Below are 25530 nucleotides of genomic sequence, written 5' to 3'. Positions count from 1 at the left end.
TTGTGAATTTTATTACACCTTATTTACTTTTTATCTACTTTATAATAAAAAAAGAACTATCTCTTCTCTTAAAAATCAAGAGAAAAAATAGTCCTTTTTCATTTATCTTATTTCTTAAAGTAAGTCCAGCCTTCTTCTTGATAAATCTTTTCTTCTTTCATCAGTTTACCAAGTGCACGCTTAAAGGCAGCTTTACTCATATTGAAACGTTCTTTAATGTCTTCTGGGTTGCTCTTATCCCAAAACGGCATTGCTCCGCCTCGTTCTTCCATATATGCATAAAGTACTGCTGCATCATCTTCCATTCCTTCTTCTTTACGAGGAAGAAGTGAAATGTTGATTGTACCGTCATCTTTCACGTCAATGATACGGCCTGTTACGCGCTCACCGATGCGGACTTGTTCTTTTCTTTCTGTATGGTGTAAGAAAGCACGGAAATGCTCGTCAGTTAGTATGAATGAACCAACTTGAAGTGAGCGATACACACGTCCATTTACGTTTTTATTACGCATAGATGGCGTTGCATCTACGATAATTTCTTGCATATCACTGTCTCTTGCCGGAAGAGCAATTAAACGATCACGATTCGTTAATTTTAACGTACAATATAATTCGTCGCCTTCCTGAGGCCATACTGGCATATAAATTGGAAACTCATCAAGTGGAATTAGTATATCTTTTGATACACCAATATCAACAAACACACCTAAACTAGGAATAACTTCTACAACCTTTACCCAATTCCAATCATGTGTTGTAATAATTGGTTCCTTCATTGTTGCTGAAATACGATTTTGGTGATCAAGGTATAAGAATACATCAATCGTATCGCCTTCTGCAATTTCTCCAGCTAATTCGTTTTTATGTAGGAAGATTTCTTCCTCTTCGTTTCCAACCATATACCCGATTTCCGTTTCGCGTAAAACAGTTACCTGTTCAATCGATCCTAATTGCAAATACATATTTTTTAATTCCCTTCTATATATATAAAGTTATCTTTTTTATCATTCCAAACAAAAGTTAATTATAACACGATTTTTCCTTTATTTGTCCAACTGCCCAAAATTCACTATAATTAAATAAAGACTTTATCTATAGGACTATATTACCCTACGGATGATCCGTCAAAACACTTAAGTTGCAACACTCTATCTAATCGATGTATTTTCCGCTATACTTTAATATGTATATTACATAGCCTATTTAGGTGCATTAAAAGATAGAAATTTATTTGGAGGTGCTAACTATGGCAAAAGAGAGTTCTTTTGACATCGTTTCGAAAGTAGAATTACCTGAAGTAACAAACGCAATTAACATCGCATTAAAGGAAATCCAAAACCGATATGACTTTAAAGGTAGTAAAAGTGATATTAAATTAGAAAAAGAAGTACTTGTTTTAACTTCTGATGACGAGTTCAAATTAGACCAAGTAAAAGATGTTCTAATTTCTAAACTTGTAAAACGTAACGTTCCAATTAAAAACTTGGACTACGGAAAAGTTGAAACTGCATCTGGTAACACTGTTCGCCAACGTGCAACTCTGCAACAAGGTATCGATAAAGATAACGCGAAAAAAATCAACAACATCATTAAAGAAATGAAATTAAAAGTGAAAACACAAGTTCAAGATGACCAAGTACGCGTAACAGCGAAAAGCCGTGATGACTTACAAGCAGTAATCGCAGCCGTTCGCAGCGTTGACTTGCCAATCGACGTACAGTTCATTAACTACCGCTAAAAAGAAACCTCCTCTATTCAGAGGAGGTTTTCTACTTATTACGAGCAACAATATATTGCTTTATCAAATGATTTTTCTGGAATATACACTTTATCATTTTCAATTTTGTATTTAATATTATTTCTCTTAAGAACCGCTGTATCGACAGAATGAACACTATCGCCCCACTGAACAAATTCCCCATCGTCACCGTTGGCCCAAAAATACAAACTTACGAATACGATAAGAAGACAAAAACATAGAGCGAACAACTTCTTTCTCCTCAAATATCTCACCTCATCTTGAACTGTAAACAGACTATCCAAAAGAAGAGTTACTCATTTCCGTTTCTTTTTAACCGCAATTAAAAAAGCAATAAATAATACGTTCACACCGACTATTAAGGAGATAAATAACCAATTCACACCTGTTTCTTCGCTAACTTTATACACATTCGACTCTTCGCGCTTTAAAACAAGATAAAATTTTCCGTTTTCTTCTCTTATAATTTCGTCTTCTAACAATCCTCTTAACTCTTGTTTTTCACCAATTGTACTTACAGGTAAGGAAACCTTTTGCGTTTCTTTCGTATTATTAATCGCTACTAGTGTTACTTCATCTTTATACTTTCGTTTTAATATACTCATTCCATCTTTATCATATAGAAGTTCAAACGTACCACGTCGTAAAGATGGTCTCGTTTGTCTAAGTTCACCTAGCTTCGTTATGTGCTGCATAAACTTTTCATCCGATTTAAAATCCATTAATCGTCTATTATCTGGAGCATCCCCCCCATCTAATGCGATTTCAGTTCCGTAATAAAAATTCGGTATCCCCGGGGATGTTAATAAGTAAGTGATCGCTAGTTTTAAACGAGACGGCGGGTAATACATGTTTTCTTTTGCAATACGCGCAAATCGCTTTGTTTCTTGATTATCTAAAAACGTAGCGAATTCCTCTTCTTTTCCGCTCACATCATATAACGGTTTCACAGACATATCTGCTTTTGAAAATGACTCTACTATTTTTTTATAGTAATCATTATCTTCCTTTGTCATAATGTGAAAATCTTTCTTTACCTTCTGCAAATCCTTTTGCACTTCATCCCAAAAAGCACGTGGCTTTTTTTCACTATGTATCACATAACTTCCGTCTAAATCGACTTCTTTTATCCACCATTTCATCGAGTCTATTAATTGTTGTTCATTTTCTTCATACGGAAATTGAAAGACAACTTTCATTCCTTTTTTGTGAGCCTCATTTACAAGTTCTTTCACATCATTTTCTGTTCCGAAATGTTCATTTACTTTTCGAAAGTTTCGAACGCCTAATCCATCATACTTTTCACTTTCAAAAAGCGGAGAAAGCATAATAGTAGTAAATCCCATTTCTTTTATGTAGTCCAATCTTTTTATAATCCCTCTTATATCTCCGCCCTGATACCCTTCTAAATTACCAACGTCTAACTGTTTGTCATTTTTCGGTTCTCCGTTATTGAAGCGATCAATCATAATGGAATATATAACTTCATCTCGCCATTCCCTTTTTTCTTCCGCAAAAGTATGTACTGGTACAAACAAAATAACAGCTAAACAAAAACAAATGAATAGTTCCTTAGTCCATATTTTTTTCACACGCATCCCCCAAACTTCCAATTGTAAGAATATTATACCAATTTTCAGAACAAATCGCATACGTTGATTTTATTCCTCCAAAATACCTAATGTTAGGTTTTCTAACATTACCTAAAAAAGTTTTCTGAATTTTTAGTTGATTTTTCTTTTTATTTCGAATATGATATGAAACATAACGAATCGATGTTATATTTTCTAACATCATAGGAGGAGAGAGAATGAATACGGGAGATACAGTTTTTATTTTTGTAACGACAGTAATGGTTATGTTGATGACACCAGGATTGGCACTTTTTTATGGAGGTATGGTTCGCAGTAAAAACGTACTCAGCACGACCATGCACAGTTATAGCGCAATGGCTATCGTTTCGATTCAATGGATTGTTATCGGTTATTCTTTATCATTCGGACCAGATTGGCACGGACTTATCGGCAATCTCGATTGGTTCGGTTTAAACGGCGTTACCTACGCACCAAACCCAGACTACTCATCTACTATTCCTCACAATTTATTTATGATGTTCCAACTCATGTTCGCTATTTTAACTCCCGCTTTAATTTCAGGTGCATTCGCTGAAAGAATGCGATTTTCTGCCTTTCTTATTTTTATCCTTCTTTGGACAACAATCGTTTACAATCCTGTCGCTCATTGGGTATGGGGCGTTGGCGGATGGCTGAGAGAACTCGGCGCATTAGACTTCGCTGGCGGTAATGTCGTTCATATCACATCTGGCGTTGCCGGTCTTGTATTAGCTATCTTCCTAGGAAAACGAAAAAACATAAGCGGTACCTCTCCTCATCATTTACCATTTACAATGTTAGGCGCAGGCTTACTCTGGTTCGGCTGGTTCGGTTTTAACGTCGGTAGTGCATTATCTTTAAATGACGTAGCTTTAACTGCATTTATTAATACAAATATAGCCGCTGCTGCTTCAGCTCTAACTTGGATGCTTTCTGAATGGTTCTTCCAATCAAAGCCGACTGCGATGGGAGCTGCTTGCGGGGTTGTTTCTGGTTTAGTTGCAATTACGCCAGCTTGTGGATTCGTCACACCTTTCTCCGCTCTTCTTATCGGAGCAATTGGTGGTATATTATGTTTCGGTGCTGTCTTCTTCTTAAAAAACAAATTCGGATACGATGATACACTTGATGCCTTTGGATGCCACGGCATCGGAGGAACTTGGGGCGGTATTGCAACTGGACTATTTGCAACTACTACTGTAAACGGTGATGGCGCTAACGGATTATTTTACGGGAATGCTGCACTTCTTTTCAAACAACTTGTAGCAATCGGCGCAACATATGCATTCACGATCATAATGACGTACGCCATTATTAAAGCCATTAACTTCTTCCTCCCTGTTCGCGTCGATGAGCACGAAGAACAAATGGGGCTTGATATTTCGATGCACGGGGAGAAAGCTTATGAGTATACAGAGCGAGTGAACTAAAAAAGAGATGCAATCTACTACTGATAGATTGCATCTCTTTTTATCGTACTTGTTGGCTGTATACCCCGACCTGTATCAATATAAATATATCAGCGATTCTTCGGATATATCGATTTACCAACAAATTCCGACATAGCGGAAGCGAAGAATACCCCCTAACGCTACAAGTAAAATAAAAAGACGACCGAAAATTCTTCTAGTCGTCTTTTCCTATTTATTTCGGAGTATTTCCTACATATTGCGTAATATCAACATTTAACGCCTGCGCTAAACGCATGCCGTACTCTTGATCTGCACGGAAGAAGTTACAAACAGCTAGTAATTTCGTGCGTTCATTTACGTCTTTTAAGTCATTTGTTAAGTTTGCAATTAAGTTATCTTGCTCTTCTTTAGAGAATGAACGGTAACGCTCACCCGCTTGTTTGAAGTCATTTGGTTTGTCAATTTTTTCACGAGATACGTAGCCTTCTACTTTCATAGTTGAATCGCGGTAAGTTGGATCTTCAACTGGATTTTCAGTATGACGGCTCGGTTCGTAGTTTATTGTAGATGGGTTTTGATCCACTTGCATCGCACCATCACGTTGTTGGTTACGAACAGCTGCGTACGGGCAGTTTACAGGAATTTGTAAATAGTTTGCACCAAGGCGATAACGCTGCGTATCTGGGTAAGAGAATAAACGACCTTGTAATAATTTATCTTCAGATGGTTCAATACCATTTACAGTTGCACTTGGAGTAAACGCCGCTTGTTCTACTTCCGCAAAGAAGTTTTTCGGGTTACGATTTAACGTCATTGTCCCTACTTCTATTAACGGGAAGCGATCTTCTGGCCATACTTTCGTTGGATCTAGTGGATCGAAATCTAAAGAGTCCGTTTCATCTAGTTGCATTACTTGTACGTGTAAATCCCATTTTGGGTAGTTTCCTTTTTCGATTGCATCGAATAAGTCACGAGTTGCATGATTGAAGTCTTTACCTTGCACTTGCTCGACTTCTTTTGCACTTAAGTTACGCACACCTTGCTGTGGTTTCCAGTGATACTTAATGTAAACAATTTTACCTTCTGCATTAATCCATTTAAATGAATGTACGCCGAAACCTTCCATTTCACGATAGTTTGCTGGTGTACCGTAATCAGAAAATACCCATGTCATCATGTGTGTAGATTCTGGAGTTAACGTCATGAAATCCCAGTACCGATCTGGTGTTTGAACATTTGTATCAGGTGCTGGCTTTAAAGAATGCACCATGTCAGGGAATTTAATTGCATCACGGATGAAGAAAACAGGTAAATGGTTACCTACGATATCATAGTTTCCTTCTTCTGTATAAAATTTAACAGCGAACCCGCGCGGATCACGAGCTGTTTCAGGAGAACCTTGACCATGAATAACCGTTGAGAAACGAACAAATACAGGCGTTTCAGTTCCTTCATTTTGTAAAAACGCTGCTTTCGTATATTGTTTCATGCTGTTTTTCGTTACGAATACACCGTGAGCACCTGCACCACGTGCATGCACAACACGCTCCGGAATACGTTCACGATCAAAGTGTGCAAGTTTTTCTACTAAATGATAGTCTTCTAACAATACCGGTCCACGGCGACCAGCTGTACGAGAATTTTGGTTGTCTCCAACTGGAGCACCTTGGTTTGTTGTTAAGCGATTATTTGGATTCATCAAGGGGGATCCTCCTCTTTCTTTCACAGTAATTATTATTTATTTAAAATTATTATAAACTAATTATTATTCAAAACTAAATCCTTGTCAACTATTTCCTTCATTTTTTTGGAAACAATTCCAGTTAAACAATCAATAAATACAGATTGTGCATGCGGCATATTTGGTCTGAAATATGCCATATTTAATTCATCAGTTACAACTTTACATTCATAATCGGTGTCATATAAAACTTCTAAATCGAGCAATGTGTTTTAAACCTAAGTAACAAAAAAATTCATACTCTATAAACATTTTATTCATTGAATCTGTTAATTTATGCGCCTGCTCTTTCGTTATTTTCGCAAGCGGTGAAATTCCTCCAATTGCTTTATACCATCCGATTAAATTTCGGGGCGCTTCTTCAGACGGCTTACGCCCATGACGAATGTGAGTATGCATCCTCTAATGACTCTGGCGTTCCATACGCCATCACAAACAAACCTATTTTCTTCTTCGCCCTCTATATAACACCTCAATTTTGGAAATGAGAATCTTTTTCAAGAACATTTGTTTCCAAGTATAACAAGTAATAATAAATACGTCAAAATAATAATTCTAAATAAATATTATTTCTAATATAATTTTGAATTTTATATGATAATTCATTTAATAAAAAAGCGACTTACATATATGTTGTAAGCCGCCCTTTCCCCTATTCTTTAATATTTACCCCATACTCTTTAAACCAAACATGAATTTGCGCTAAATGAGCTAAAAGTTGAGGACCTGTCATTAATTGCCCATACCAAGGTTTTTGGAATGCACTTCCGCCCGACTCAATCAACCCGCTCAATTGCTCTTTATCGAACAATTCATGCAAAATTGAGCCTTTATCCGTTAATAAATCTTGGAGCCATACTGTTACTGCTTTCGTATAGTGCGGATTATGCGTTTTCGGATACGGACTTTTCTTTCTATACAATATATCATTTGGAAGCAATCCTTCTAACGCCTTACGCAATAGACCTTTTTCGCGGTTTTTATACATTTTCATTTCCCAAGGAATATTCCACGCATATTCGACAAGTCGGTGGTCCGCAAATGGAACGCGTACTTCTAAGCTTGCCCCCATACTCATACGGTCTTTTCTGTCTAATAATGTTGTCATAAACCATACCATGTTTAAATAAAATAATTGTCGTCTCTTCGCTTCTAATGGGCTTTCTCCCTCTAAAATAGGAACTTCTTGAATCGATTCTTCATAGCGTTGTTGCACATATTGTTGTAAATTTAATTTATTTCTCCATTCTTTCTTTAGAAGTTGTTCACGCGCTTCTGTAGAACGCATCCACGGAAATGCACTTGATTGTAAATCATCTTCTCTATAAAACCACGGATAACCACCGAATATTTCATCTGCACATTCTCCAGATAATCCGACGACAAAATCTTGTTTTATTTCACGGCAAAACCATAATAATGACGAATCAATATCTGCCATACCAGGCAAATCACGAACGAGTACTGCTTCTGTTAAATACTGTGCTAGTTGTTCATTAGAAATGACGCAGCGATGGTGGATTGTTTGAAAGGTCTCTGTCATTAAATTAATAAATGGAGCATCTGAATTCGGCTGAAACGCATTCGCTTTAAAGTATTTTTCGTTATCTTCATAGTCAACAGAATACGTGTGTAATTGCCCTTTTCCTGATCTTTCATACTCTTTTGCAGCTATTGCTGTTATAGCACTTGAATCTACACCGCCTGATAAAAAAGTGCATAGTGGTACGTCAGAAACTAATTGTCTCGTAATCGCATCTTGTAATAAAAAACGAGTTTTCTCTACTGTTTCTTCAAATGAATCTTCATGTTTTTTACTTTCCACATTCCAATATCTCCATATGCATAAACCGTCTTTTGAGAACGTCATCGCATGACCCGGACGCAGTTCTTGAATACCAGCATATATACCGTGACCAGGCGTTCTAGATGGTCCAAGGCCGAATATTTCCGATAATCCTTCTAACGTTACTTCCGCCTTCACATCTGGATGCGCTAGTATCGCTTTTAACTCTGAACCAAATAATAATCGTCCGCTATCATATTTATAAAAAAGCGGTTTTACACCTAATCTATCTCTCGCAATAAAGACTCGTTCATTTTTCTCATCCCATACTGCAAACGCATATATACCGTTTAAATGAGCGACACATTCTTCTTTCCATTCAATATAAGAGGCCAATAGTACTTCTGTATCGGAATGCCCTTTAAATGTATAACCTCTTCTTAATAACTCTTTGCGAATATCTTCTGTATTGTAGAGCTCTCCGTTATAGCAAATCGCATAACTAGTTTCATCTTTCAAACAAGTCATGGGTTGTTTACCACCTTCAGGATCTACAACGATTAACCGTTTATGCCCAAATGCGACGTTCCCTTTAATCCAAACTTTATTATCATCCGGACCGCGTTTCGCTAGCGTTTCCGCCATCTTCGTCACGATGTCCCTTTCCCCTTCTAATGAGCGTTTATAATCCACCCATCCTGTAATCCCGCACATAAAATCATCCTTCCTAATCTAATATCTGTTTCTGAACGTGCAGTAATCCCCACCCTATGAGTGCGGATACATAAAAACAACAAACTTGACGATAACTAACTATCCATATATGAAATAGCAGTTTCACAGTGTAAAGCGTGTTTTATTGTATGCCCATCTCTCTTTAGGTGTGTCTAGTTATAAAGAACGTGCGAACTGTCCATAACAAGAATAACTATTTCTATAAAAGGAGAAATGAACTATGGTACAACGCAAACATATTTTGTATAACCAACCGCGCGCTCATACAGTCGGTAATGTCGAATATATAAACAATGAATGGGTATTCTTTGATGATGAAAATGATGAGGCTTTTCTATTAGAAGATATTGCCGAAGATGGTTTTGAAATTTTATATAACAACAATTGGCTACCAGCTCGTTTTTATGAACAAGACATATTACAAATTGCAAATGAACAACATTCTCTCCAAAACGGGGAAATGATACGAATTCGAAAAAAATTACTTCTTAGCTATCATGAATGGCTTGAAGAGTTACCTGACTCTGTCTTTACATTATTAACCGAATCATTGCAATCGCTTAATTACTCTTTATATGATTGCATGTATTGTCATAATTATTTATCATTCTTACCGAAAGATGAAGCATGCGAAGGAGTAAATATTCTTTTGTTCGATAACGACGAAATGATTTGTACATTGCAGCACCATTTCGTACGCCACTCTTCCTCTAATAAAAATATTTTACGATTTACGAAAGTAAACGGAGAAGAGTTGCATCTCGATGCGACATAAAATAAAAAAACCACCTTATCTCCCAAACATTTGAGATCATAAGGTGGTTTTATTTTTAATTAAAATACTTTCCAGCCAATTGGTAATTTCAATCCAAGATAAAATACCGCTACTAGCGCGACAATAAATAATCCCCAAACTGCCCCTGTTGCCTTGTTCTTGCTCATTTTTACAAGAACCATTTCCATACCACCGATAACTAAAATACCCGCTAACATTTTCATGCCGTACCACATGTGCATGCTACCTGTTGCCGTCTTCACAATACTCATGTACAACATGAAACCTGTCACAATAATGATAATGTACATAAGGCGAAGCCCCATATGTACACCTTTACCTTTTCTTCCTGCTGAATAAAGTGAATACGCAACGAAGAATAAAATTAATCCTAATGCCCATGCTGTAATATGCATATGTACCATCGTATCCCTGCCTCCTCTTTTCACACTTTTTCACTCTATATGATAACATGTTCATTTATTTTCAGGAAATGTTTCGCTTTTTTATATTTAAATGATATAATATTTAGAGTATTTACAAACTTCTTGTAATAACAAAAGGGGGAACAATCATGATTCAAACTAAAGATATTATCGAACTTACAGACACATACGGGGCAAATAACTACCATCCACTTCCAATCGTTATTTCTAAAGCAGAAGGCGTTTGGGTAGAAGATCCTGAAGGAAACCGCTATATGGACTTATTAAGTGCATATTCTGCAGTAAACCAAGGTCATCGTCATCCAAAAATCATTAACGCTTTAATTGACCAAGCTAATCGAGTTACGTTAACTTCTCGTGCTTTCCATAGCGATCAATTAGGTCCTTGGTACGAAAAAGTTGCGAAACTAACAAATAAAAATATGGTACTTCCTATGAATACAGGCGCAGAGGCTGTTGAAACTGCAATTAAAACAGCTCGTCGCTGGGCTTACGATGTGAAAAAGGTAGAGGCAAACCGTGCAGAAATCATCGTTTGTGAAGATAACTTCCACGGACGTACAATGGGTGCTGTTTCTATGTCATCAAACGAAGAGTACAAGCGCGGCTTCGGTCCAATGCTTCCTGGCATTATTGTAATTCCTTACGGTGATTTAGAAGCGTTAAAAGCTGCGATTACACCAAATACAGCTGCATTCATTTTAGAGCCAATTCAAGGTGAAGCAGGAATTAACATTCCACCAGCTGGTTTCTTACAAGAAGCTTTTGAAGTATGTAAAAAAGAAAACGTTTTATTCGTAGCAGATGAAATCCAAACAGGCTTAGGCCGTACTGGTAAAGTATTTGCTTGCGACTGGGACAATGTAACTCCTGACATGTACATACTTGGTAAAGCACTTGGCGGCGGCGTATTCCCAATCTCTTGTGTTGCAGCAAACAGCGACATTTTAGGCGTATTCGAGCCAGGTTCTCACGGTTCTACATTCGGTGGTAACCCACTTGCATGTGCTGTTTCTATCGCAGCTCTTGAAGTATTAGAAGAAGAAAAATTAACAGAGCGTTCTCTTCAATTAGGAGAAAAACTAGTTGGGCAATTAAAAGAAATTGATAACCCAATGATTACTGATATTCGCGGTAAAGGTTTATTCATCGGTATCGAATTAAACGAGGCAGCTCGTCCTTACTGTGAACAACTAAAAGCAGCTGGGCTATTATGTAAAGAAACACACGAAAACGTAATTCGTATTGCACCACCTCTAGTAATCTCTGAAGAAGACTTAGAGTGGGCATTCCAAAAAATTAAAGCTGTACTATCTTAATCATAGTGAGGTTGTCCTAAATATAGGACAACCTCTTTCTTTTTTTAGTAATTTACCGTAAAATAAAATTGAATATTCTGTTTTTCGTTAAAAAGGGGGTAACTGTATGCTTTTGAAATACGGTAAACACATTAACCATTTAGCTACAATTTTTATTTCTATGACATTCATCGGCTTCATATTATCTACAACTCTACTCAGTCATTATTCAACTCCTAATACATTCACACTACTTAAAACATCATTTTGGGCTGCTGTTTTCCTTACAGTTATCGGTTTTGGCCGTGAGAGAAGCGCACTTGCAGTTATGCTAATTGGAATTTGCACTTTAGCATTAATCGGATTGTATATTTTCGCCATTATAGATTACTCCGTTAATCCACGCCCATAGAAAAGAGCTATCTTTTCACAAGATAGCTCTTTTCTCATTTCACTATATTTCTTAGCGTACCAATTCCCTCTACTGTAACAACAACTTCATCACCAGCATGCAAAAACTTCGGTGGTGTAAAACCTTTACCAACACCAGCTGGTGTCCCTGTTGCAATGATATCTCCTGGCTCTAATGTCATACCTTTACTTATAGTTGAAATAATTTCTTCTACTGAAAAAATCATTTCTCTCGTATTTGAAGTTTGCCTTACTTCTCCATTTACCACTGTTTCAATGTGTAATGCATTCGGCGTTCTAACCATCGATTTATGAATTAAATACGGTCCCATTGGACAAAATGTATCGAAACTTTTCCCTAGGAAAAATTGTTTATGTTTTCTTTGAATATCCCGAGCAGTTACATCATTTATAACTGTATATCCAAAAACATGATCAAGGGCTTTTTCTATTTTTATTTGTTTCCCTCGCTTACCGATAACGATTGCTAGTTCACCTTCGTAATCAAGTTCATTCGTTGCGTGAGGGTGACCATTAATTTGCTCATCAATTCCGATCACTGTTGTTGGCGCCTTTGTAAAAATCATTATATTTTCAGGGATAGACTCTACTCCGCCCATTTCTATCGCATGCTCACGATAGTTCTTTCCAACGCAAAGAATATTTTTTCTCGGCCTTGGAATCGGTGCTAATATTTTCACCTCTGCTAACGGATAATACGCCGATCCCGCATTTTCCTTCGCCCAATTTACAATGTCGCACACTTTCTCAAGACATTCGCTTCCTCTTTCAATACACTCTAACATGGTAATTGGGATAGTAACCTTCTCCCCTTTTTGTCTTTGCGCTTCTCTTAAATGTAATACCTTTTCTTCCTCTTCATCCACAATACCTACAAATACCTTTTCTTCTTTCTTCGCCGTTACAAAACGCAACATTCCCACTCTCCATCCTAAAACTCATACCTTATAATTGTATTCGCATCCTTAAGAAAAAAACCTTCTCACGCACGCTAATTTTTACAATATTCCTCCCTTCTTACATTCGTTCCTCACCCTTCATTTGACATAAAATGTAGAAATTATACTTTTTTTGGCGAAGGTGTTTCTTTTTTATGGAATTTTTGTATAATATGTACTACATATATACATAAAATTTATTGAGAGATGGAGCCGATTTCAATGTTTGAGCAAGCTATCGAAAAAAAACGCGAAAAAATGATCTATTTTGCTGAACGCTACGGAATGACTTCTCAAAAAACAGTAGATTGTAGCCAAGAACTGGACAGGCTCTTAAATGTTGTTTGGCCTATACATACAGATTGCACACACACTCAAATGTTCGAAACACATACGCAATAACGTATGTGTTTCTTTTATTTCAAAAAAGGACACATTTTATTGAAAACGCCCATACAATAGTAGAAAAGAAAATTTTAAAAATGAAAGGTGTTTTGTATGCCAGCTATGGTCGGACATATTCGTATCGTTAATATTGGATCAAGTGGTATTTTTCATATTGGAGATGTATTTGCGATTAGGCCTATTAGTTATTCACGCGCTTTTGCCGGAGCCGGTTCATTTAATGTTGGGGATAACATCTCTGTCTACAATTATCAAAGCTCAACGACTGTCAATGATTCAGATGTAATTGATCAAGCAATAATCGGTTCGAACTAAGGGAGGCGATTGCATTGAATTTTTATGTGAACCAAAGTATCATCATTAACAGCATTAGAATCGATAGCATTACGACCTCTTCCGTTTTTCAAATTGGAACTGCAGGTAGTATTAAGGCTCTTTCTAAATTCTCAAATTCTGGCGGATTTACAGAACCTCTTCGCCCTTTAAGTGCGAAAGGACAAATTATTTCTATTAAACCTTCAACTAGTTCTTCTTAGACCATCCTTATCATAAATATATAGCAGTAATATACCCTCCCTATTGAAAAGGAGGTTTCACAAAATGAATCAAGATATATACACTTACCTACACCAACTTCAGCAAGCTCTCCAAATACAGCAGCAAACTATTCTAAATCTTGAAGAGCAAGTTCGCCTACTACAAGAAGAGCTTAATGAGTTAAAAAGTCGCCCCTCCTCTTCTATAGGAAAAGTGGAATATAAATTCGATCAATTAAAAGTAGAAAATTTAAATGGCACTTTAAATATTGGCTTGAATCCATTTTCAACAAAAGAGCAACAAATTGAAGATTTTCAAGTAGATACAGAAACGTTAAAAGTAAATCCTGAAACAGAAATAAATCCAGACTTTTATCAAGGTATCCTTCAAGAAATGCATCGCTATTTAGATGAAGAAGCATATAGTCGAATTCTCCATTTTGAACAAGAAGAGAGAACGCCGCTTGATGAGATGTATCGACAAATGATGGTGGATGACATAAAAAAACAGATGGAACATAGACTTCCGTATTATTTGTCACAAGTTCAATCGTATGAGGGTATTTCCACAGATCCCGATTATTTACGAGACGTCATTATTCAAGCGATGAAACAAGATATTGACAAAGCCTTCCTTTCCTTTATTCAACACATACCGGGCAATTTCCGAAAGGAGTAAGTATGTATGAATTTAAATGTTGTGAACCGTGAGTTAAAAGTAGGACAGATTAAAATGAACGGGGTTTCTTCTTCCGCATTATTTTTAATTGGAGATGCTAACCTTCTCATCCTTTCTTCTATTCTTGATACGCCATTCGAATCCGTTACAGAGGGGCCATTTGTACCATTAGTAACAGCTGTCCCTACGACTCCAGGTTGAGGAGACTCAAAATTATGTTACATCATGTTTCAGTTGTCCAAAATGTTTCTATTATTTCTTTGGGGATTGCTGCAGTATTTCAAGTTGGTGATGCAAATCAAATGGAATTAAAAAGCAGGGCGCTTTTGGTTCATCGGGAAATTCCTTGTTATTTAAAAGGAGAAGGTCGCTTAGATGCTTTTGAAATTTTCACAGATGAACACATTACTATTCCAAAGCGAACCACAGATGTAAAAGTAAATATTATAAATGAGTGTCCTTTTATTGAAGTAAACAACGTTGAAGTGCGGACACTTTTAAATTCTGGTTGCTTTCAAATTGGAAATATTGATTATGCTTTTAATAACTCTCGTATTATGCAAATCCGCCAATTTATTACTGATGAACCTTCCTCTAAATAATTCATATAGTAATTAAAAAGCTTAGTAAAGTAGGTGGATGGTATGCCTTCGGTTGTAGGAAATCTTGTCGTTCAAAACAGTAACGGCTCTTTCAACTTAGGAGATTTTTATAACGTGTCTCCGAAAGAAAATACGAAAGCTTATAACGGATCTGGGGCTTCCAATGTCGGATTTGTCGTAAATACTTTTAGCGGCGTTAGTGCAACAAATACATTTGATTCGGACGTTGCAGACCAAGACCAGATTGGAACAGCGTAAAAAACAGCCTTAGCTCTATACAATATAGAGCTAAGGCTGTTCCTGCTATAAAAAGAGTTTCAATCCTTCTTGAATCCACACCCTGATAATAAGCTGTTTTTAACATCTTACATATTTACGTTTGAACCCGAGTCTTCCTCTATCAAGCTCTTTATGAATACTTTCGTAAGCATTTAGAAAACTGCTTTTCTTGTTGTCCCGTTTTAGTTCTACTATGCCTACTTCCTTTGCGGTTTCAACTGCCTTTTCATGTAGCGGCACATATGAAATCCCCACAGTGTTTAGAAAATTATTCATAGCGGATTTCGTTCGTTCTGGCGCATCGTGAATTGTATTTTTCACAACTTCTAGCATATTGGCAATCTTACCTTCGGAAAATTCATTGTCTTTTCGATTCCCTAAAAGCCAGCAGTAGCAACTCCAGCCCGCTGACATTCTTAGTTCGTCACCACTTGCAATCCATTTATCAGCAACGTCTTGTGCAAAATCTGATTCTGATAAAGTTACTGCCACCACATAATCGGACAGCATATAAAAGTACGCCCCATCCATCCAACGATCAAAATCCGATTCATTCATAGTTTTTGGGTCTGCAATAATGCCTGCAAAGTACATTGCATCGTAGTTACCCGTGGCATACAGCTCTTCAGCTAAACTTTGATTTATCTTTATTTTCTTTGCGATTGGTTTCATAGCACCTGTAGCTACGCCAAAAAGTGGATCCTTTGCACCATTAGATATGTATATTTTTTTAGTTCGTTCCTTACCGAGAGTTTCAAGCTCTTGCATTACTGTTTCAAAATCCATCGTGTTGCACTTCCTTCCTTAATATTATAATCAATTCACTTATCTTCTTTATCAAGTTCTCTACACTTCATAAATTCATCTTTTAAAGCGTTTTGTCCATCGATTTACGATTTTCAAAATGGGATTTCGTTATACGCGTTTATCCAGCTAATTAATACCTATTATAAAAACTAATCATTAGTGAAGATACTACTCCCCACTAATGATTAATTTTTCTTTATTTAAATGATAATCCCTTATCTTCTAAAGCCATTCTCAATTTAGGTAAAGATGCTGGCCCTATACCGTGCAGTTTCAAAATTTCCTTTTCACTATACTTTGAAAGTTCTTCTAAAGTATGAATTCCATAATGTTCTAACGCCCTTCTTGCTGGTGCTGAAAGAAGAGAAAGAAAGCCTTCTTTTGGCTTTCTCTCTTTCTCACAGGTTGGGCAAGTTGGACAATCGCTACTTTTGTAGTACTCGTGTCCTTGATCACAAGTTCTTAACGTCGCCATACTCCATAACCCCTTTCTAAGCTCTATTCCTCAATATTTACAACATGATTCCCATCAAAGAAGTATAAACATTTCTCTTTCACAGGATGTTTTAAGCTTTTCTCGAGTGCTTTTGCATATAGTGAAAGCTGCACTTTGTATCGGTCTTCTAAAGTTGGTTTCGCTTGATCAAATCCGCCTGGGAACTTCCCTTCAATCGTATCTGTCTTAAAGTCGATTAAAGTAATTCCGTCTTCCTCTTCAATCATGCAGTCGATAACCCCTTGGACAAGTATTGATTCGCCTTTCTTCCCTTGCCAATCTTGATATGCTTCTTCTGCTGAAAGCATCATCGTAAATGGCACTTCACGTTCAACACTTTTTGCTGCTAATACCCTTTTACCTAAGTCACTGTCAAAGAATGAAATTACTTTTTCAATCGCTATTTCTTCAGCTTGTTCAAATGTTAATAGTTCTTTATTTACCATTCTTGCAATTTGTTCTTGAAGAACTTCAATCGTAATTGGTTTCTTCAAATCTACATGCTGCATAACGGCATGAACTGCTGTCCCTCGCTCTGCGTATGTTAGCCCTTTTTTCTCCATAAAGCGCGGACGTGTTTTAATTGGTGCACGGAGTTTCTTAATAAAGGCGTTATCGCTACCTTCTTCAGATTGATAATTTCTCTTTATTTCTGTAACAGACTGTTTCGCACGGTGAGATGTTGCGTCCTCATACCCGTATTTCCACATTAATCTGTCGTACACTTCTTCTTTCCGTTCACTTTCTAACGGAACAGCTTTTTTATCGCGAAGCGCTTCTAATAACTCTTGTTTCTCTTCTTGAACTGGTTCTGGTGCAAGTAGATCTTTTCCTTCAACAACTTCTACTTTCCAGCTAGCACTATATTCATAAATTTCGCCTGGAATATTCCCTTGTCCTAATTCAAGAAGCATTTCACTATCACGGTGTCTATATAAGGAAGGTGCAATCCAATCTAAATAACATGACGCTCCGGCACGTATATGATCTGGTAATAACCATTCACTATGCTCTCTTGCATCGAGCCATTTTTCCATTTCTTTATTGGCATCCTTAACTGTTCCAATTAAAATTAACTTCTCTTTTGCACGCGTTAACGCTACGTATAATACGCGCATTTCTTCCGCAATTAATTCCATCTTCATTTTACGCTTAATCGCTAGTTGCGATAATGTCGTATATTTAATTCGTTTACGAGGATCGATAAATTGTGAACCGAAACCGAAATCTTTATGAAGTAAGAAACGCTTCATTAAATCTTGTGTATTAAAACGGCGACCAAGTCCAGCTACAAATACGACTGGGAACTCTAGCCCTTTACTTTTATGAATCGTCATAATGCGAACGACGTCTTCTTGTTCTCCAAGAGCTCTCGCCGTTCCCATGTCATCACCGCGTTCTAAAATCCGCTCAATAAAGCGTAAGAATCGGAATAATCCTCTAAACGATGTTGCTTCATATTGTCTTGCGCGGTCATATAATACGCGTAAGTTTGCCTGTCTTTGCTTTCCGGCTGGTAAACCGCCGACAAAGTCGTAATAGCCTGTCTCACCGTACACTTTCCAAATTAAATCGGAAAGAGATTGTTGACGCGCAAATTCACGCCATCCTTGCAGTAATTTATAAAACCACTCTAATTTATCATGCAGTTCTTGTTCTTCTTCAAGCGGCGCTCCTTTTAAGAATGAGCTCATTACTTCATAAAACGAGCCTTTCTTTCCGTGAGCACGAAGCGTCGCAAGTTCTTCGTCATTTAGTCCAACGATCGGTGAACGAAGTACAGCTGCAAGCGGAATATCTTGCATCGGATTATCAATAACGCGGAATACGTTCATCATAATATTTACTTCTGTCGCTTCAAAGTAACCAGTCGCAAGGTCAGCATATACTGGAATTCCTTGTAATTTTAACTCTTCCATAATTTGCGGCGCCCACGGCATGGAGCGAAGTAAAATAACGAAATCACGGTATTGTACCGGGCGCATACTATCAGTTTTACGATCATACACTTCATAGCCTGAATCAACCATCGCTTTAATACGCTGCGCCATAAGACGAGCTTCAAGCTGCGCTTTTTCTACTTCTGCACCTTCTTCACCTTCTTGCACTTCTTCCTCAGTTTGCTGAATGCATAGTAGTTCTGCCGCTACATCTTCACCTTCTGGATAGCTAGCACCTAGCTTTAATTCAGCGTCAGCATCATAATCGATTTCTCCGACTTCTTCGCCCATAATTTGTTTGAAGATAAAGTTCGTACCAGCTAGCACTTCATGACGGCTACGGAAGTTTTTCGCTAAGTCAATCTTCATTCCGCCGCCCAATCCTTCTTGTGTGAAACGTTTATATTTTCCTAGGAATAAACCAGGCTCTGCTAGTCGGAAACGATAGATTGACTGTTTTACGTCACCAACCATGAATAAGTTTCCTTCACTCTCAGAATCTTTCGTTACGAATTTAATAATTGATTCCTGTACGAAGTTCGTATCTTGATATTCATCGACTAGTACTTCAGCAAATTTATTACGATATTGAAGTGCTACTGCTGACGGCTTCATTTCACCGTCTTCACTTTGCTCGCTTAATATTTGCAAACAGAAATGCTCTAAATCTGTGAAATCGACCATTCCTTTATCTCGCTTAATCGCTTGGAAACGCTCTGTAAATACTTTTACAAGCTTCACGAGTTTTTCTAATACAGGATGCATATCTTGAAAATCTCGTAAGAAACTTTCAGGTCTGCGGCTAAATAGCTCTTCTTGTAATTTCTTTACTTCATCTTTCGCTTTATTACGAAGAGAATCTACTTGTTTTACAACATCTTCGTTGTAATCACTTTTCTTAATACGCTTTAGCGTTTGCCACGATACATTTTGCATCGCTTCATAAACGCTTGTCCACGACCCGCGAGCTGCTGAGGATAACATTCCAAGTAAAGCTACATCCGCTTGTAACGTTTCAACGCGAGGCGCTGGACCATCAGGAAGCATTGCGAGTTCAGTCGCTTTACGAATATGCTCTTCCGCTGTTTCAAGCTGAAACTTCACATCTTCTAATAAGTAAGAAGCGTACACTAAATCTTCAATCGTCTTTCCTTCAACGTCGTATGCTTCTACTAATTTATCAAGCCACTTCTCAGGATTTGGATGCGCTCTTGATTCTGTATGAAGCGCTAAAATCATTCGTTGTAAGTCATCGTCACTACGGTCACTCGTATAACGATCAACTAATTCAAAGAAAATACTATTATCTTCGATTCCATATTCTTCTTCTAATATGTCATCTAGCACTTCTTCTTTTAATAACTCATTTTCTGTTTGGTTCCCAATACGAAAACGAGGATCGACATCAAGCATGTAATAATATCCTCTAATAACTTGTAAACAAAATGAATGAATGGTAGAAATGGAAGCTTTATTTAATAAGCTAAGCTGCTTTCTTATATGCTGTGAACCTGGCCCATCAATTAATACTTTTTCTAACGCTTCTCCAATTCGATTTTTCATTTCTTGCGCCGCTGCATTCGTAAATGTTACAACGAGCAGGCGGTCGACATCGACTGGATTTTCCTCACTTATAATCTTTTTAATAATACGTTCAACTAATACCGCTGTTTTCCCTGATCCAGCTGCCGCTGCGACTAAAATATCACGTCCGTTCGCTACAACCGCTTTCCACTGGTCATCTGTCCACTGACTACCTTCTGGTTTCTGAGGCCAATTTTCTATCATTCTCCGCCAACCTCCTCTCTAATTTTCTCCATTGCTTCGCTATCTTTCATATCTTTTAACGTACGGAATTGATTATCTTCAAGTGATTCATCAAATTGACAAACAGATTTGAAGTTACAGAACGTACATGCCGCTTTATTCCCCTTTTTGTAAGGAGCAATATCGATAACACCTTCTGTAATGTCTTTTCCGATATTTTCAAACGAGTGGTGTACATATTTTTGAAGTACGTTAAACTCTTGTTCACTTGCAATGCTAGAACGCGCACTAAAACTACCATCTTTTTTCAAACCAGCAGAAATAATATCAGAGCTTCCTGTTGAAAGTTTATTATCCATTAAACGAACAACATCAGCATCTCCTAGTACGAGCCCTTTCATTTTAAATTTCTTTAAAATTTCTTTCTCAATTTCTTCTTCAGATGCATCGCCTTTCATCTCAACAATCGGGTTATGAATATGGAAATACAATACACCCGCCGGTGATGCAGTACTGCCCTTTTTCATCCACGTATGTGCATTTGAAGTAACAACATCTAAATACGTTAACATTTGAAGTGCGAGTCCGTAATACACTTCTGTTAAATCTAACGCTTTCGAACTTGATTTATAGTCAATAATACGAAGGAACGTACCACTCTCATCTTCCGCCTTATCAACACGGTCAATACGGCCAACTACTTCCATCTTCACGCCATTTGGCAACACAAATTCCATTGGCGGAAGCGATCCAGTACCACCCATACCGAACGGTACTTCTAAATCAACTGGTACAAAGCCACTCGACTTCGCATGTTCACGAAGAATAAGTGATGTACGGAAAATGATTTGTTGTAGTTTTTGTTTTAAATAGAAATGACGGTTTGAACTTAATAAAATTTGTCTTTGTAATAATGGTGCAATTTCTTCTATTACTAAAGCAGAAAGGTGCTCACACTCTTTTATTGATAAATCCGCCCAAGTACGATTTTCACGTAATAGCTTGTCTGCAATTCTCTTCAGCGCCGCGTGGAATAACTCACCGATATCTGGCGCATCAAGTTTGAAAATATCGCGCTCTCTTAGCGATAAACCGTGCTGAGCGAAATGAGCGTACGCACAGCGATTAAATAGTTCCATACGAGAAACGCTTCCCTTAATTGTATCTCCATATAAATCCCTACTTACATCTGTACTTAGTTTCTGTGCACGATTTCGGTAGAATAAACTCGATAACACGCGGCTACTTTTTTGCTTCCATTCATCTGAAGTAACGTAGAAGTTATATACGTCCCACCAAAAGTCTAAATTGCCTTCAAATCCGTAACGCTTCCACGTCTGCAGTTGCTGCATGACGTAAGACAAAGTTACTTCTGGCGTTGCTACATATGAGATTTGTTCCGAACGCGATAAGTCATTTACATCATTCGTAATAAACGATTCTTTCACATCAGGGAACATTCTTTTTATTTTCTTAATAAAACTAGAAGCCAGTAACGTCTTTCCTTCTTCATCCGCAAGCGGACAGGAAATGTATAACTTCTCAGATGCTCTCGTCACCATTTGATACATAACGAACTGTTCTTCTAATAAAGTTTGTCTCGTCGTTGGTGCTAATTCGATACCTGCAGCGGTGAGAACATTTCTTTCCTCATCAGAAAGCATACCTTCATCCATAGGTGCTGCTGGAATCACGCCTTCATTTACGCCAATAATGAACGTCGCTTTAATATCTGATAATCTAGAATGATCAATATTAGCAACTAACACTTGATCTAGTGACGGCGGAATGTTCGCAAATTGAAGTGTCTCAAGACCTGTCGTCATTACATCAGTAAACATAGACAGGGACATCTTCTCTTCGCCAAGCATCTCAACGAACGTATCAAGAAGACTCATCACTTCTTCCCATACTTGCTCATGGTCTGTCGCAAATAAGAAATCTCCGCTTTCTTCTGCACGAATACGTAATGCCTCTAGTTTTTTCGGAACGTCAAGCTCCTCTAAAAATAAATATACCGCTTCGCACATTTGCATAACTGTTCCAGCACGCTTCAGTCTTTTCTGCATACGAATAACTGGCGTTCTTACAACGTCGCGAAGTCGATTTATTTTCTCTTCCATTTCACGCTCACTGTCTGTTATCATTTCGCTCGCATCATCAAGAGAACGATAACGACGATACATCCACGGATCTTCAGAAGTCCATCTCTTCCCTTGTACACCGTACGCTAAACAGTAGTTTTCGAACTCATCCATCTCTTCGCGCATCGCTTCTTTTCTTACGTCTAGTGGATATAAAAGTTCTGTTTTCACACAGCGAAACACTGCATCATAACGCCAATTTCCGCTAATAATCTCTAAAGCCGAACGAATACATTCTACTAGCGGATGATGTGACATCGGGCGTTTTTCATCGATGAAATGCGGGATATTATAATCCGTAAATAACGTTCGCATTACATCGTAATAACTTTCTCCGTTACGAAGAAGGACTGCGATATCTCGGTAACGATAGTCTTCAGTCGCCACAAGTCTTCGAATTTCACGAGCAACACCTTCTACTTCAGCTCGTAAATTAGCTGCTGTACTAATTGTCACACTCGCTTCACCGTGAAACTTTTCATTTGGACGCGCTTCGTAATGCATTTCTAAATGTGCTAATGCTTGCGAATGAAAACGCGGCTGTTCCATAAGTGGAATTGTTTTTTCAACCTCTATTTTCTCTTCACGCGCTACTTGTTTTATTCTTTCATACGTTAACGTCGTTTCATAAAATAAATCTAGTTCATTCACTGGCTGCGCTAACGTTTTTTCATCTATCGTTAATGTTATTGTTACTCTAGTTCCTAATCTCATTAGCCCTCTAACGATTTCTAACTCTTGAGGAGAAAATGAATGGAATCCATCTATATAAATTTCCGCGCCTTTTACATACTCAGAGTCCGAAAGCTTCTCAATTAATAATTGTAAGTAGTCTTCTGAATCTAAATATTTTCCAATTAAAGCACGTTCAAAATCATCATATAATAACTGTAAATCATACACTTTATTCGCTAGTAGCTTTTGCTCTGCACTACTGCTATGCGTGTCTAATTGTTGCCACATTTCATATACATTAGACGGCGTCACATTGTAACGTTTAAACTCCGCAATCATACTACCAAGATGTTCAAAGAAACCGTTTTGCTCCGCTGCTTTTTGAAACACAGATAGTCCATCTTTACGAGATTCTACAATTTTACGAAGCAACATATGTACACCAGCTTCATCAATATGAAGACGACTCGCTCCGCCAACTTCTTGCAGCACCTTCCACGCTAATCGCGAAAAACTAAAAACTTGTGCCCGAATAGAACCTCTTACATCTTCGCTCCCAATTAACGCCTGCTGCGTTTGGAATGTCATCTGTTCTGGCACAAGATATAATATTGTTTTCCCTCTTGGGCGTTGCTTTAACTCTTCTTGCACTTCGTGTAAACAAAGTGTACTTTTTCCACTTCCAGCTCTACCAATCACCAATCGAAGTGACATGTAACCCCACCTTTCACTTACATAACGAACGTTAGTTTGCTACCATAATTGTATTATAGGACACGAAAAAAGACAAACTGAGCTGTTTGTCTTTTCCTTATACTTCATTTTATTATATCAGCCTTTTGAAAAATTCGTTTGCACCTCTCGAATCGGCCAATATCGCAAATCAACTTTACCGACAACTGTATCAGCTTTTACAAAACCGAAGTGCCTACTATCCCAGCTACCAAGGCGGTTGTCACCCACTACAAAAATAGAACCAGGTGGTACAAACTTTTCTTTCGTTAACTCTTCTAGTTTAAAATCACCTGTTAATTGCCGTCCATTTGTCTCTTTCTTATACGTCTCTAAATAAGGTTCCTCCACGAATTGTCCGTTTATATATAGTTTATCCTGCTTATATTCGATATGATCCCCAGGTAAACCAACAATTCGCTTTACATAGTCCTCTTTTTTATTCGCATGAAAAACGACAACATCAAATCGATTCAAGTCCCCTACTTGATAACTCACCTTATTCACAACGAGCATATTTCCATCTTGCAATGTCGGCATCATTGACTTCCCCTCTACAACGTACGTTGAAAAGAAAAACGTTCGAAAAAATACAGCTAATAGTACACCAATTAAAATTGTTCTTATCCACTCTAGCCCTTCTTTTTTCAAAGTTTTCTTCATTCGCTTCTCCCCTCGCCCTTTAATAATGAAGCTTTTCTTTACAAAGAAGACTTTTCCTAATGTAGTTCTAACTTTACTTCAATTTTTTTACCGACATACCATAAAATAAAAATAACAACGCCAACAATAACCGATTTCACCGGCTTATGAATAAATGACACTAAATCATGACCGATATAAGTTAAAATAAAGATCATCACAAGCTTTCCGAATGCTAATGCTAGTCCAAACTGTTTTACGCTAACGCGAGACAAACCAGCTACAACGTTTATAAGCGCAGATGGTGTAAACGGAAAACAAAATATAACAAAGATTGGCGCGAATCCTTTTCTTTCAATCCATCCCATCGCTTTTCGTACTCTCTCATGCTTATTTACAAAAGAAAAGAAACGACTTCGTCCAAAGCTGCGAATAATGAAAAATACAAGCATTGCACCAATTACTGACCCAAGCCATGAATAAAGAAAACCGAACCAAAAGCCAAATGCAACAGCATTCGCCAACACAAAAACAATGAGTGGCAATGCCGGAATAAGCGCCTCTATCATCGGTAAGCCAATACCGAGAAGCGGTCCGAACGCACGATAACTTTCAACAATATGATCCATATTTTCTGGTGAAAAATATTCTTTGATCGTTTGAAAATCCATTCTACACTTTACCCCTTTACTCTAATTACTACCTCTACTGTATCATTGCTTAAATGAAAGAGGAAATGGTAGATACGACATATGGAGATGCATTTATTAAAGCTTCCATATCTTTCGTTAGAATTCCTTCATGATTATACTATGATAATCTATCAATATTCGACAGGATTTGAAGTTAATTTAGATACTATACCTAAATTATTACTTAACGGTTACATAT

Annotated in this window: 25 protein-coding genes and 1 pseudogene; 12 read left to right on the top strand and 14 right to left on the bottom strand. The window is 37.5% G+C overall.

What is annotated here, in order from left to right; genetic code table 11:
* Positions 1 to 107 precede the first annotated feature (107 nt).
* Positions 108 to 962: a CvfB family protein gene (locus AB3X48_RS06065; protein ID WP_002011240.1), complete on the bottom strand. Its 855-nt coding sequence runs from the start codon at positions 960 to 962 to the stop codon at positions 108 to 110.
* A gap of 284 nt (positions 963 to 1246) precedes the next feature.
* On the opposite strand from AB3X48_RS06065, the gene AB3X48_RS06060 reads away from it, so the two are divergent.
* Positions 1247 to 1738: a YajQ family cyclic di-GMP-binding protein gene (locus AB3X48_RS06060; RefSeq protein WP_002030284.1), complete on the top strand. Its 492-nt coding sequence runs from the start codon at positions 1247 to 1249 to the stop codon at positions 1736 to 1738.
* 38 nt (positions 1739 to 1776) lie between these two features.
* Here AB3X48_RS06060 and AB3X48_RS06055 read toward each other — a convergent pair whose 3' ends face one another.
* Both AB3X48_RS06055 and AB3X48_RS06050 read right to left on the bottom strand, forming a co-directional pair.
* Positions 1777 to 2004, bottom strand: coding sequence for a hypothetical protein (locus AB3X48_RS06055; protein ID WP_033714674.1), 228 nt, complete (start codon positions 2002 to 2004; stop codon positions 1777 to 1779).
* Between the two features lie 51 nt (positions 2005 to 2055).
* On the bottom strand, positions 2056 to 3411 hold the full coding sequence (locus AB3X48_RS06050) for an alpha-amylase family glycosyl hydrolase (protein ID WP_016104159.1): 1356 nt from the start codon (positions 3409 to 3411) through the stop codon (positions 2056 to 2058).
* A 158-nt stretch (positions 3412 to 3569) separates the two neighbouring features.
* On the opposite strand from AB3X48_RS06050, the gene AB3X48_RS06045 reads away from it, so the two are divergent.
* Complete coding sequence (locus AB3X48_RS06045) at positions 3570 to 4802, top strand: ammonium transporter (protein WP_002158903.1); 1233 nt, start codon at positions 3570 to 3572, stop codon at positions 4800 to 4802.
* 214 nt (positions 4803 to 5016) lie between these two features.
* Here the strand turns inward: AB3X48_RS06045 and katB are convergent, their stop codons facing one another.
* The 3 genes and pseudogenes from katB to asnB form a co-directional block, all read right to left on the bottom strand.
* Positions 5017 to 6483, bottom strand: a complete 1467-nt coding sequence (gene katB, locus AB3X48_RS06040; RefSeq protein WP_016104158.1) for a catalase KatB — start codon at positions 6481 to 6483, stop codon at positions 5017 to 5019.
* Positions 6484 to 6542: 59 nt separating this feature from the next.
* A pseudogene (locus tag AB3X48_RS06035) lies at positions 6543 to 6955 on the bottom strand (hypothetical protein).
* A gap of 222 nt (positions 6956 to 7177) precedes the next feature.
* Entirely contained in the window at positions 7178 to 9025 is a 1848-nt protein-coding gene (asnB, locus tag AB3X48_RS06030; protein WP_016104155.1) for an asparagine synthase (glutamine-hydrolyzing), read from the bottom strand.
* Positions 9026 to 9266: 241 nt separating this feature from the next.
* Between asnB and AB3X48_RS06025 the strand changes: the two genes are divergently transcribed.
* On the top strand, positions 9267 to 9821 hold the full coding sequence (locus tag AB3X48_RS06025; RefSeq protein WP_002202804.1) for a DUF2777 domain-containing protein: 555 nt from the start codon (positions 9267 to 9269) through the stop codon (positions 9819 to 9821).
* A 59-nt stretch (positions 9822 to 9880) separates the two neighbouring features.
* Here the strand turns inward: AB3X48_RS06025 and AB3X48_RS06020 are convergent, their stop codons facing one another.
* Positions 9881 to 10246, bottom strand: a complete 366-nt coding sequence (locus AB3X48_RS06020; RefSeq protein WP_002201404.1) for a YisL family protein — start codon at positions 10244 to 10246, stop codon at positions 9881 to 9883.
* Between the two features lie 149 nt (positions 10247 to 10395).
* On the opposite strand from AB3X48_RS06020, the gene rocD reads away from it, so the two are divergent.
* Together rocD and AB3X48_RS06010 are read left to right on the top strand one after the other, a co-directional pair.
* Positions 10396 to 11586: an ornithine aminotransferase gene (gene rocD / locus AB3X48_RS06015; RefSeq protein WP_002149886.1), complete on the top strand. Its 1191-nt coding sequence runs from the start codon at positions 10396 to 10398 to the stop codon at positions 11584 to 11586.
* Between the two features lie 106 nt (positions 11587 to 11692).
* Positions 11693 to 11977, top strand: coding sequence for a hypothetical protein (locus AB3X48_RS06010; protein WP_016104154.1), 285 nt, complete (start codon positions 11693 to 11695; stop codon positions 11975 to 11977).
* A 34-nt stretch (positions 11978 to 12011) separates the two neighbouring features.
* Here the strand turns inward: AB3X48_RS06010 and AB3X48_RS06005 are convergent, their stop codons facing one another.
* Positions 12012 to 12914, bottom strand: a complete 903-nt coding sequence (locus AB3X48_RS06005; protein WP_016104153.1) for a fumarylacetoacetate hydrolase family protein — start codon at positions 12912 to 12914, stop codon at positions 12012 to 12014.
* A gap of 243 nt (positions 12915 to 13157) precedes the next feature.
* Between AB3X48_RS06005 and AB3X48_RS06000 the strand changes: the two genes are divergently transcribed.
* The 7 genes from AB3X48_RS06000 to gerPF all read left to right on the top strand — a co-directional run bounded on the left by AB3X48_RS06000 (position 13158) and on the right by gerPF (position 15415).
* On the top strand, positions 13158 to 13337 hold the full coding sequence (locus AB3X48_RS06000; RefSeq protein WP_002087032.1) for an aspartyl-phosphate phosphatase Spo0E family protein: 180 nt from the start codon (positions 13158 to 13160) through the stop codon (positions 13335 to 13337).
* Positions 13338 to 13433: 96 nt separating this feature from the next.
* Positions 13434 to 13655, top strand: coding sequence for a spore germination protein GerPA (gene gerPA, locus AB3X48_RS05995; protein ID WP_002149890.1), 222 nt, complete (start codon positions 13434 to 13436; stop codon positions 13653 to 13655).
* A 14-nt stretch (positions 13656 to 13669) separates the two neighbouring features.
* Positions 13670 to 13876, top strand: coding sequence for a spore germination protein GerPB (gene gerPB, locus AB3X48_RS05990; protein ID WP_002201409.1), 207 nt, complete (start codon positions 13670 to 13672; stop codon positions 13874 to 13876).
* Between the two features lie 64 nt (positions 13877 to 13940).
* Entirely contained in the window at positions 13941 to 14555 is a 615-nt protein-coding gene (locus tag AB3X48_RS05985) for a spore germination protein GerPC (RefSeq protein ID WP_002158914.1), read from the top strand.
* Positions 14556 to 14561: 6 nt separating this feature from the next.
* Complete coding sequence (gene gerPD / locus AB3X48_RS05980; RefSeq protein WP_016104152.1) at positions 14562 to 14756, top strand: spore germination protein GerPD; 195 nt, start codon at positions 14562 to 14564, stop codon at positions 14754 to 14756.
* A 14-nt stretch (positions 14757 to 14770) separates the two neighbouring features.
* Positions 14771 to 15157 carry a spore germination protein GerPE gene (locus AB3X48_RS05975; protein ID WP_016104151.1) on the top strand — a complete coding sequence of 129 codons (387 nt, stop codon included), beginning with the start codon at positions 14771 to 14773 and terminating at the stop codon, positions 15155 to 15157.
* A 42-nt stretch (positions 15158 to 15199) separates the two neighbouring features.
* Positions 15200 to 15415, top strand: a complete 216-nt coding sequence (gene gerPF, locus AB3X48_RS05970; protein ID WP_001141570.1) for a spore germination protein GerPF — start codon at positions 15200 to 15202, stop codon at positions 15413 to 15415.
* A 99-nt stretch (positions 15416 to 15514) separates the two neighbouring features.
* On the opposite strand, the gene AB3X48_RS05965 is transcribed toward gerPF, so the two are convergent.
* From AB3X48_RS05965 to AB3X48_RS05940, 6 genes are all read right to left on the bottom strand, one after another.
* Positions 15515 to 16222 (bottom strand): DNA alkylation repair protein, encoded by a 708-nt coding sequence (locus AB3X48_RS05965; protein WP_002158916.1) that lies wholly within the window; start codon positions 16220 to 16222, stop codon positions 15515 to 15517.
* Between the two features lie 217 nt (positions 16223 to 16439).
* Positions 16440 to 16718, bottom strand: a complete 279-nt coding sequence (locus tag AB3X48_RS05960; protein WP_016104150.1) for an RNA polymerase alpha subunit C-terminal domain-containing protein — start codon at positions 16716 to 16718, stop codon at positions 16440 to 16442.
* Positions 16719 to 16741: 23 nt separating this feature from the next.
* Positions 16742 to 20467 carry a helicase-exonuclease AddAB subunit AddA gene (addA, locus tag AB3X48_RS05955; protein WP_016104149.1) on the bottom strand — a complete coding sequence of 1242 codons (3726 nt, stop codon included), beginning with the start codon at positions 20465 to 20467 and terminating at the stop codon, positions 16742 to 16744.
* Positions 20464 to 23979 (bottom strand): helicase-exonuclease AddAB subunit AddB, encoded by a 3516-nt coding sequence (addB, locus tag AB3X48_RS05950; RefSeq protein WP_016104148.1) that lies wholly within the window; start codon positions 23977 to 23979, stop codon positions 20464 to 20466. The genes addA and addB overlap by 4 nt, the downstream gene beginning before the upstream one ends.
* Positions 23980 to 24096: 117 nt before the next feature.
* The gene (gene lepB / locus AB3X48_RS05945; protein ID WP_016104147.1) at positions 24097 to 24660 is read right to left on the bottom strand and encodes a signal peptidase I; all 564 of its coding nucleotides are present in this window, start codon (positions 24658 to 24660) and stop codon (positions 24097 to 24099) included.
* A gap of 56 nt (positions 24661 to 24716) precedes the next feature.
* Positions 24717 to 25310: a TVP38/TMEM64 family protein gene (locus tag AB3X48_RS05940; protein ID WP_002158925.1), complete on the bottom strand. Its 594-nt coding sequence runs from the start codon at positions 25308 to 25310 to the stop codon at positions 24717 to 24719.
* Positions 25311 to 25530: the final 220 nt, after the last annotated feature.

The organism is Bacillus sp. S4 (assembly GCF_040838205.1).
Taxonomy (GTDB): Bacteria; Bacillota; Bacilli; order Bacillales; family Bacillaceae_G; genus Bacillus_A; species Bacillus_A cereus_U.
The sequence above is the reverse complement of the archived record's forward strand: the minus strand, read 5'-3'. Positions and strand labels throughout refer to the sequence as shown.

Bases quoted from the DNA above. Each gene is read 5' to 3' on its own strand.
- AB3X48_RS05960 (WP_016104150.1), bottom strand. From the start codon at position 16,718: ATGGCGACGTTAAGAACTTGTGATCAAGGACACGAGTACTACAAAAGT.
- AB3X48_RS06060 (WP_002030284.1), top strand. From the start codon at position 1,247: ATGGCAAAAGAGAGTTCTTTTGACATCGTTTCGAAAGTAGAATTACCT.
- addB (WP_016104148.1), bottom strand. From the start codon at position 23,979: ATGTCACTTCGATTGGTGATTGGTAGAGCTGGAAGTGGAAAAAGTACA.
- katB (WP_016104158.1), bottom strand. From the start codon at position 6,483: ATGAATCCAAATAATCGCTTAACAACAAACCAAGGTGCTCCAGTTGGA.
- AB3X48_RS06010 (WP_016104154.1), top strand. From the start codon at position 11,693: ATGCTTTTGAAATACGGTAAACACATTAACCATTTAGCTACAATTTTT.
- gerPA (WP_002149890.1), top strand. From the start codon at position 13,434: ATGCCAGCTATGGTCGGACATATTCGTATCGTTAATATTGGATCAAGT.
- AB3X48_RS06025 (WP_002202804.1), top strand. From the start codon at position 9,267: ATGGTACAACGCAAACATATTTTGTATAACCAACCGCGCGCTCATACA.
- AB3X48_RS06005 (WP_016104153.1), bottom strand. From the start codon at position 12,914: ATGTTGCGTTTTGTAACGGCGAAGAAAGAAGAAAAGGTATTTGTAGGT.
- AB3X48_RS06000 (WP_002087032.1), top strand. From the start codon at position 13,158: ATGTTTGAGCAAGCTATCGAAAAAAAACGCGAAAAAATGATCTATTTT.
- gerPD (WP_016104152.1), top strand. From the start codon at position 14,562: ATGAATTTAAATGTTGTGAACCGTGAGTTAAAAGTAGGACAGATTAAA.
- AB3X48_RS05965 (WP_002158916.1), bottom strand. From the start codon at position 16,222: ATGGATTTTGAAACAGTAATGCAAGAGCTTGAAACTCTCGGTAAGGAA.
- AB3X48_RS06045 (WP_002158903.1), top strand. From the start codon at position 3,570: ATGAATACGGGAGATACAGTTTTTATTTTTGTAACGACAGTAATGGTT.
- AB3X48_RS05985 (WP_002158914.1), top strand. From the start codon at position 13,941: ATGAATCAAGATATATACACTTACCTACACCAACTTCAGCAAGCTCTC.
- AB3X48_RS06020 (WP_002201404.1), bottom strand. From the start codon at position 10,246: ATGGTACATATGCATATTACAGCATGGGCATTAGGATTAATTTTATTC.
- AB3X48_RS06050 (WP_016104159.1), bottom strand. From the start codon at position 3,411: ATGCGATTTGTTCTGAAAATTGGTATAATATTCTTACAATTGGAAGTT.
- rocD (WP_002149886.1), top strand. From the start codon at position 10,396: ATGATTCAAACTAAAGATATTATCGAACTTACAGACACATACGGGGCA.
- asnB (WP_016104155.1), bottom strand. From the start codon at position 9,025: ATGTGCGGGATTACAGGATGGGTGGATTATAAACGCTCATTAGAAGGG.
- AB3X48_RS05940 (WP_002158925.1), bottom strand. From the start codon at position 25,310: ATGGATTTTCAAACGATCAAAGAATATTTTTCACCAGAAAATATGGAT.
- addA (WP_016104149.1), bottom strand. From the start codon at position 20,467: ATGATAGAAAATTGGCCTCAGAAACCAGAAGGTAGTCAGTGGACAGAT.
- lepB (WP_016104147.1), bottom strand. From the start codon at position 24,660: ATGAAGAAAACTTTGAAAAAAGAAGGGCTAGAGTGGATAAGAACAATT.
- AB3X48_RS06065 (WP_002011240.1), bottom strand. From the start codon at position 962: ATGTATTTGCAATTAGGATCGATTGAACAGGTAACTGTTTTACGCGAA.
- gerPF (WP_001141570.1), top strand. From the start codon at position 15,200: ATGCCTTCGGTTGTAGGAAATCTTGTCGTTCAAAACAGTAACGGCTCT.
- AB3X48_RS05975 (WP_016104151.1), top strand. From the start codon at position 14,771: ATGTTACATCATGTTTCAGTTGTCCAAAATGTTTCTATTATTTCTTTG.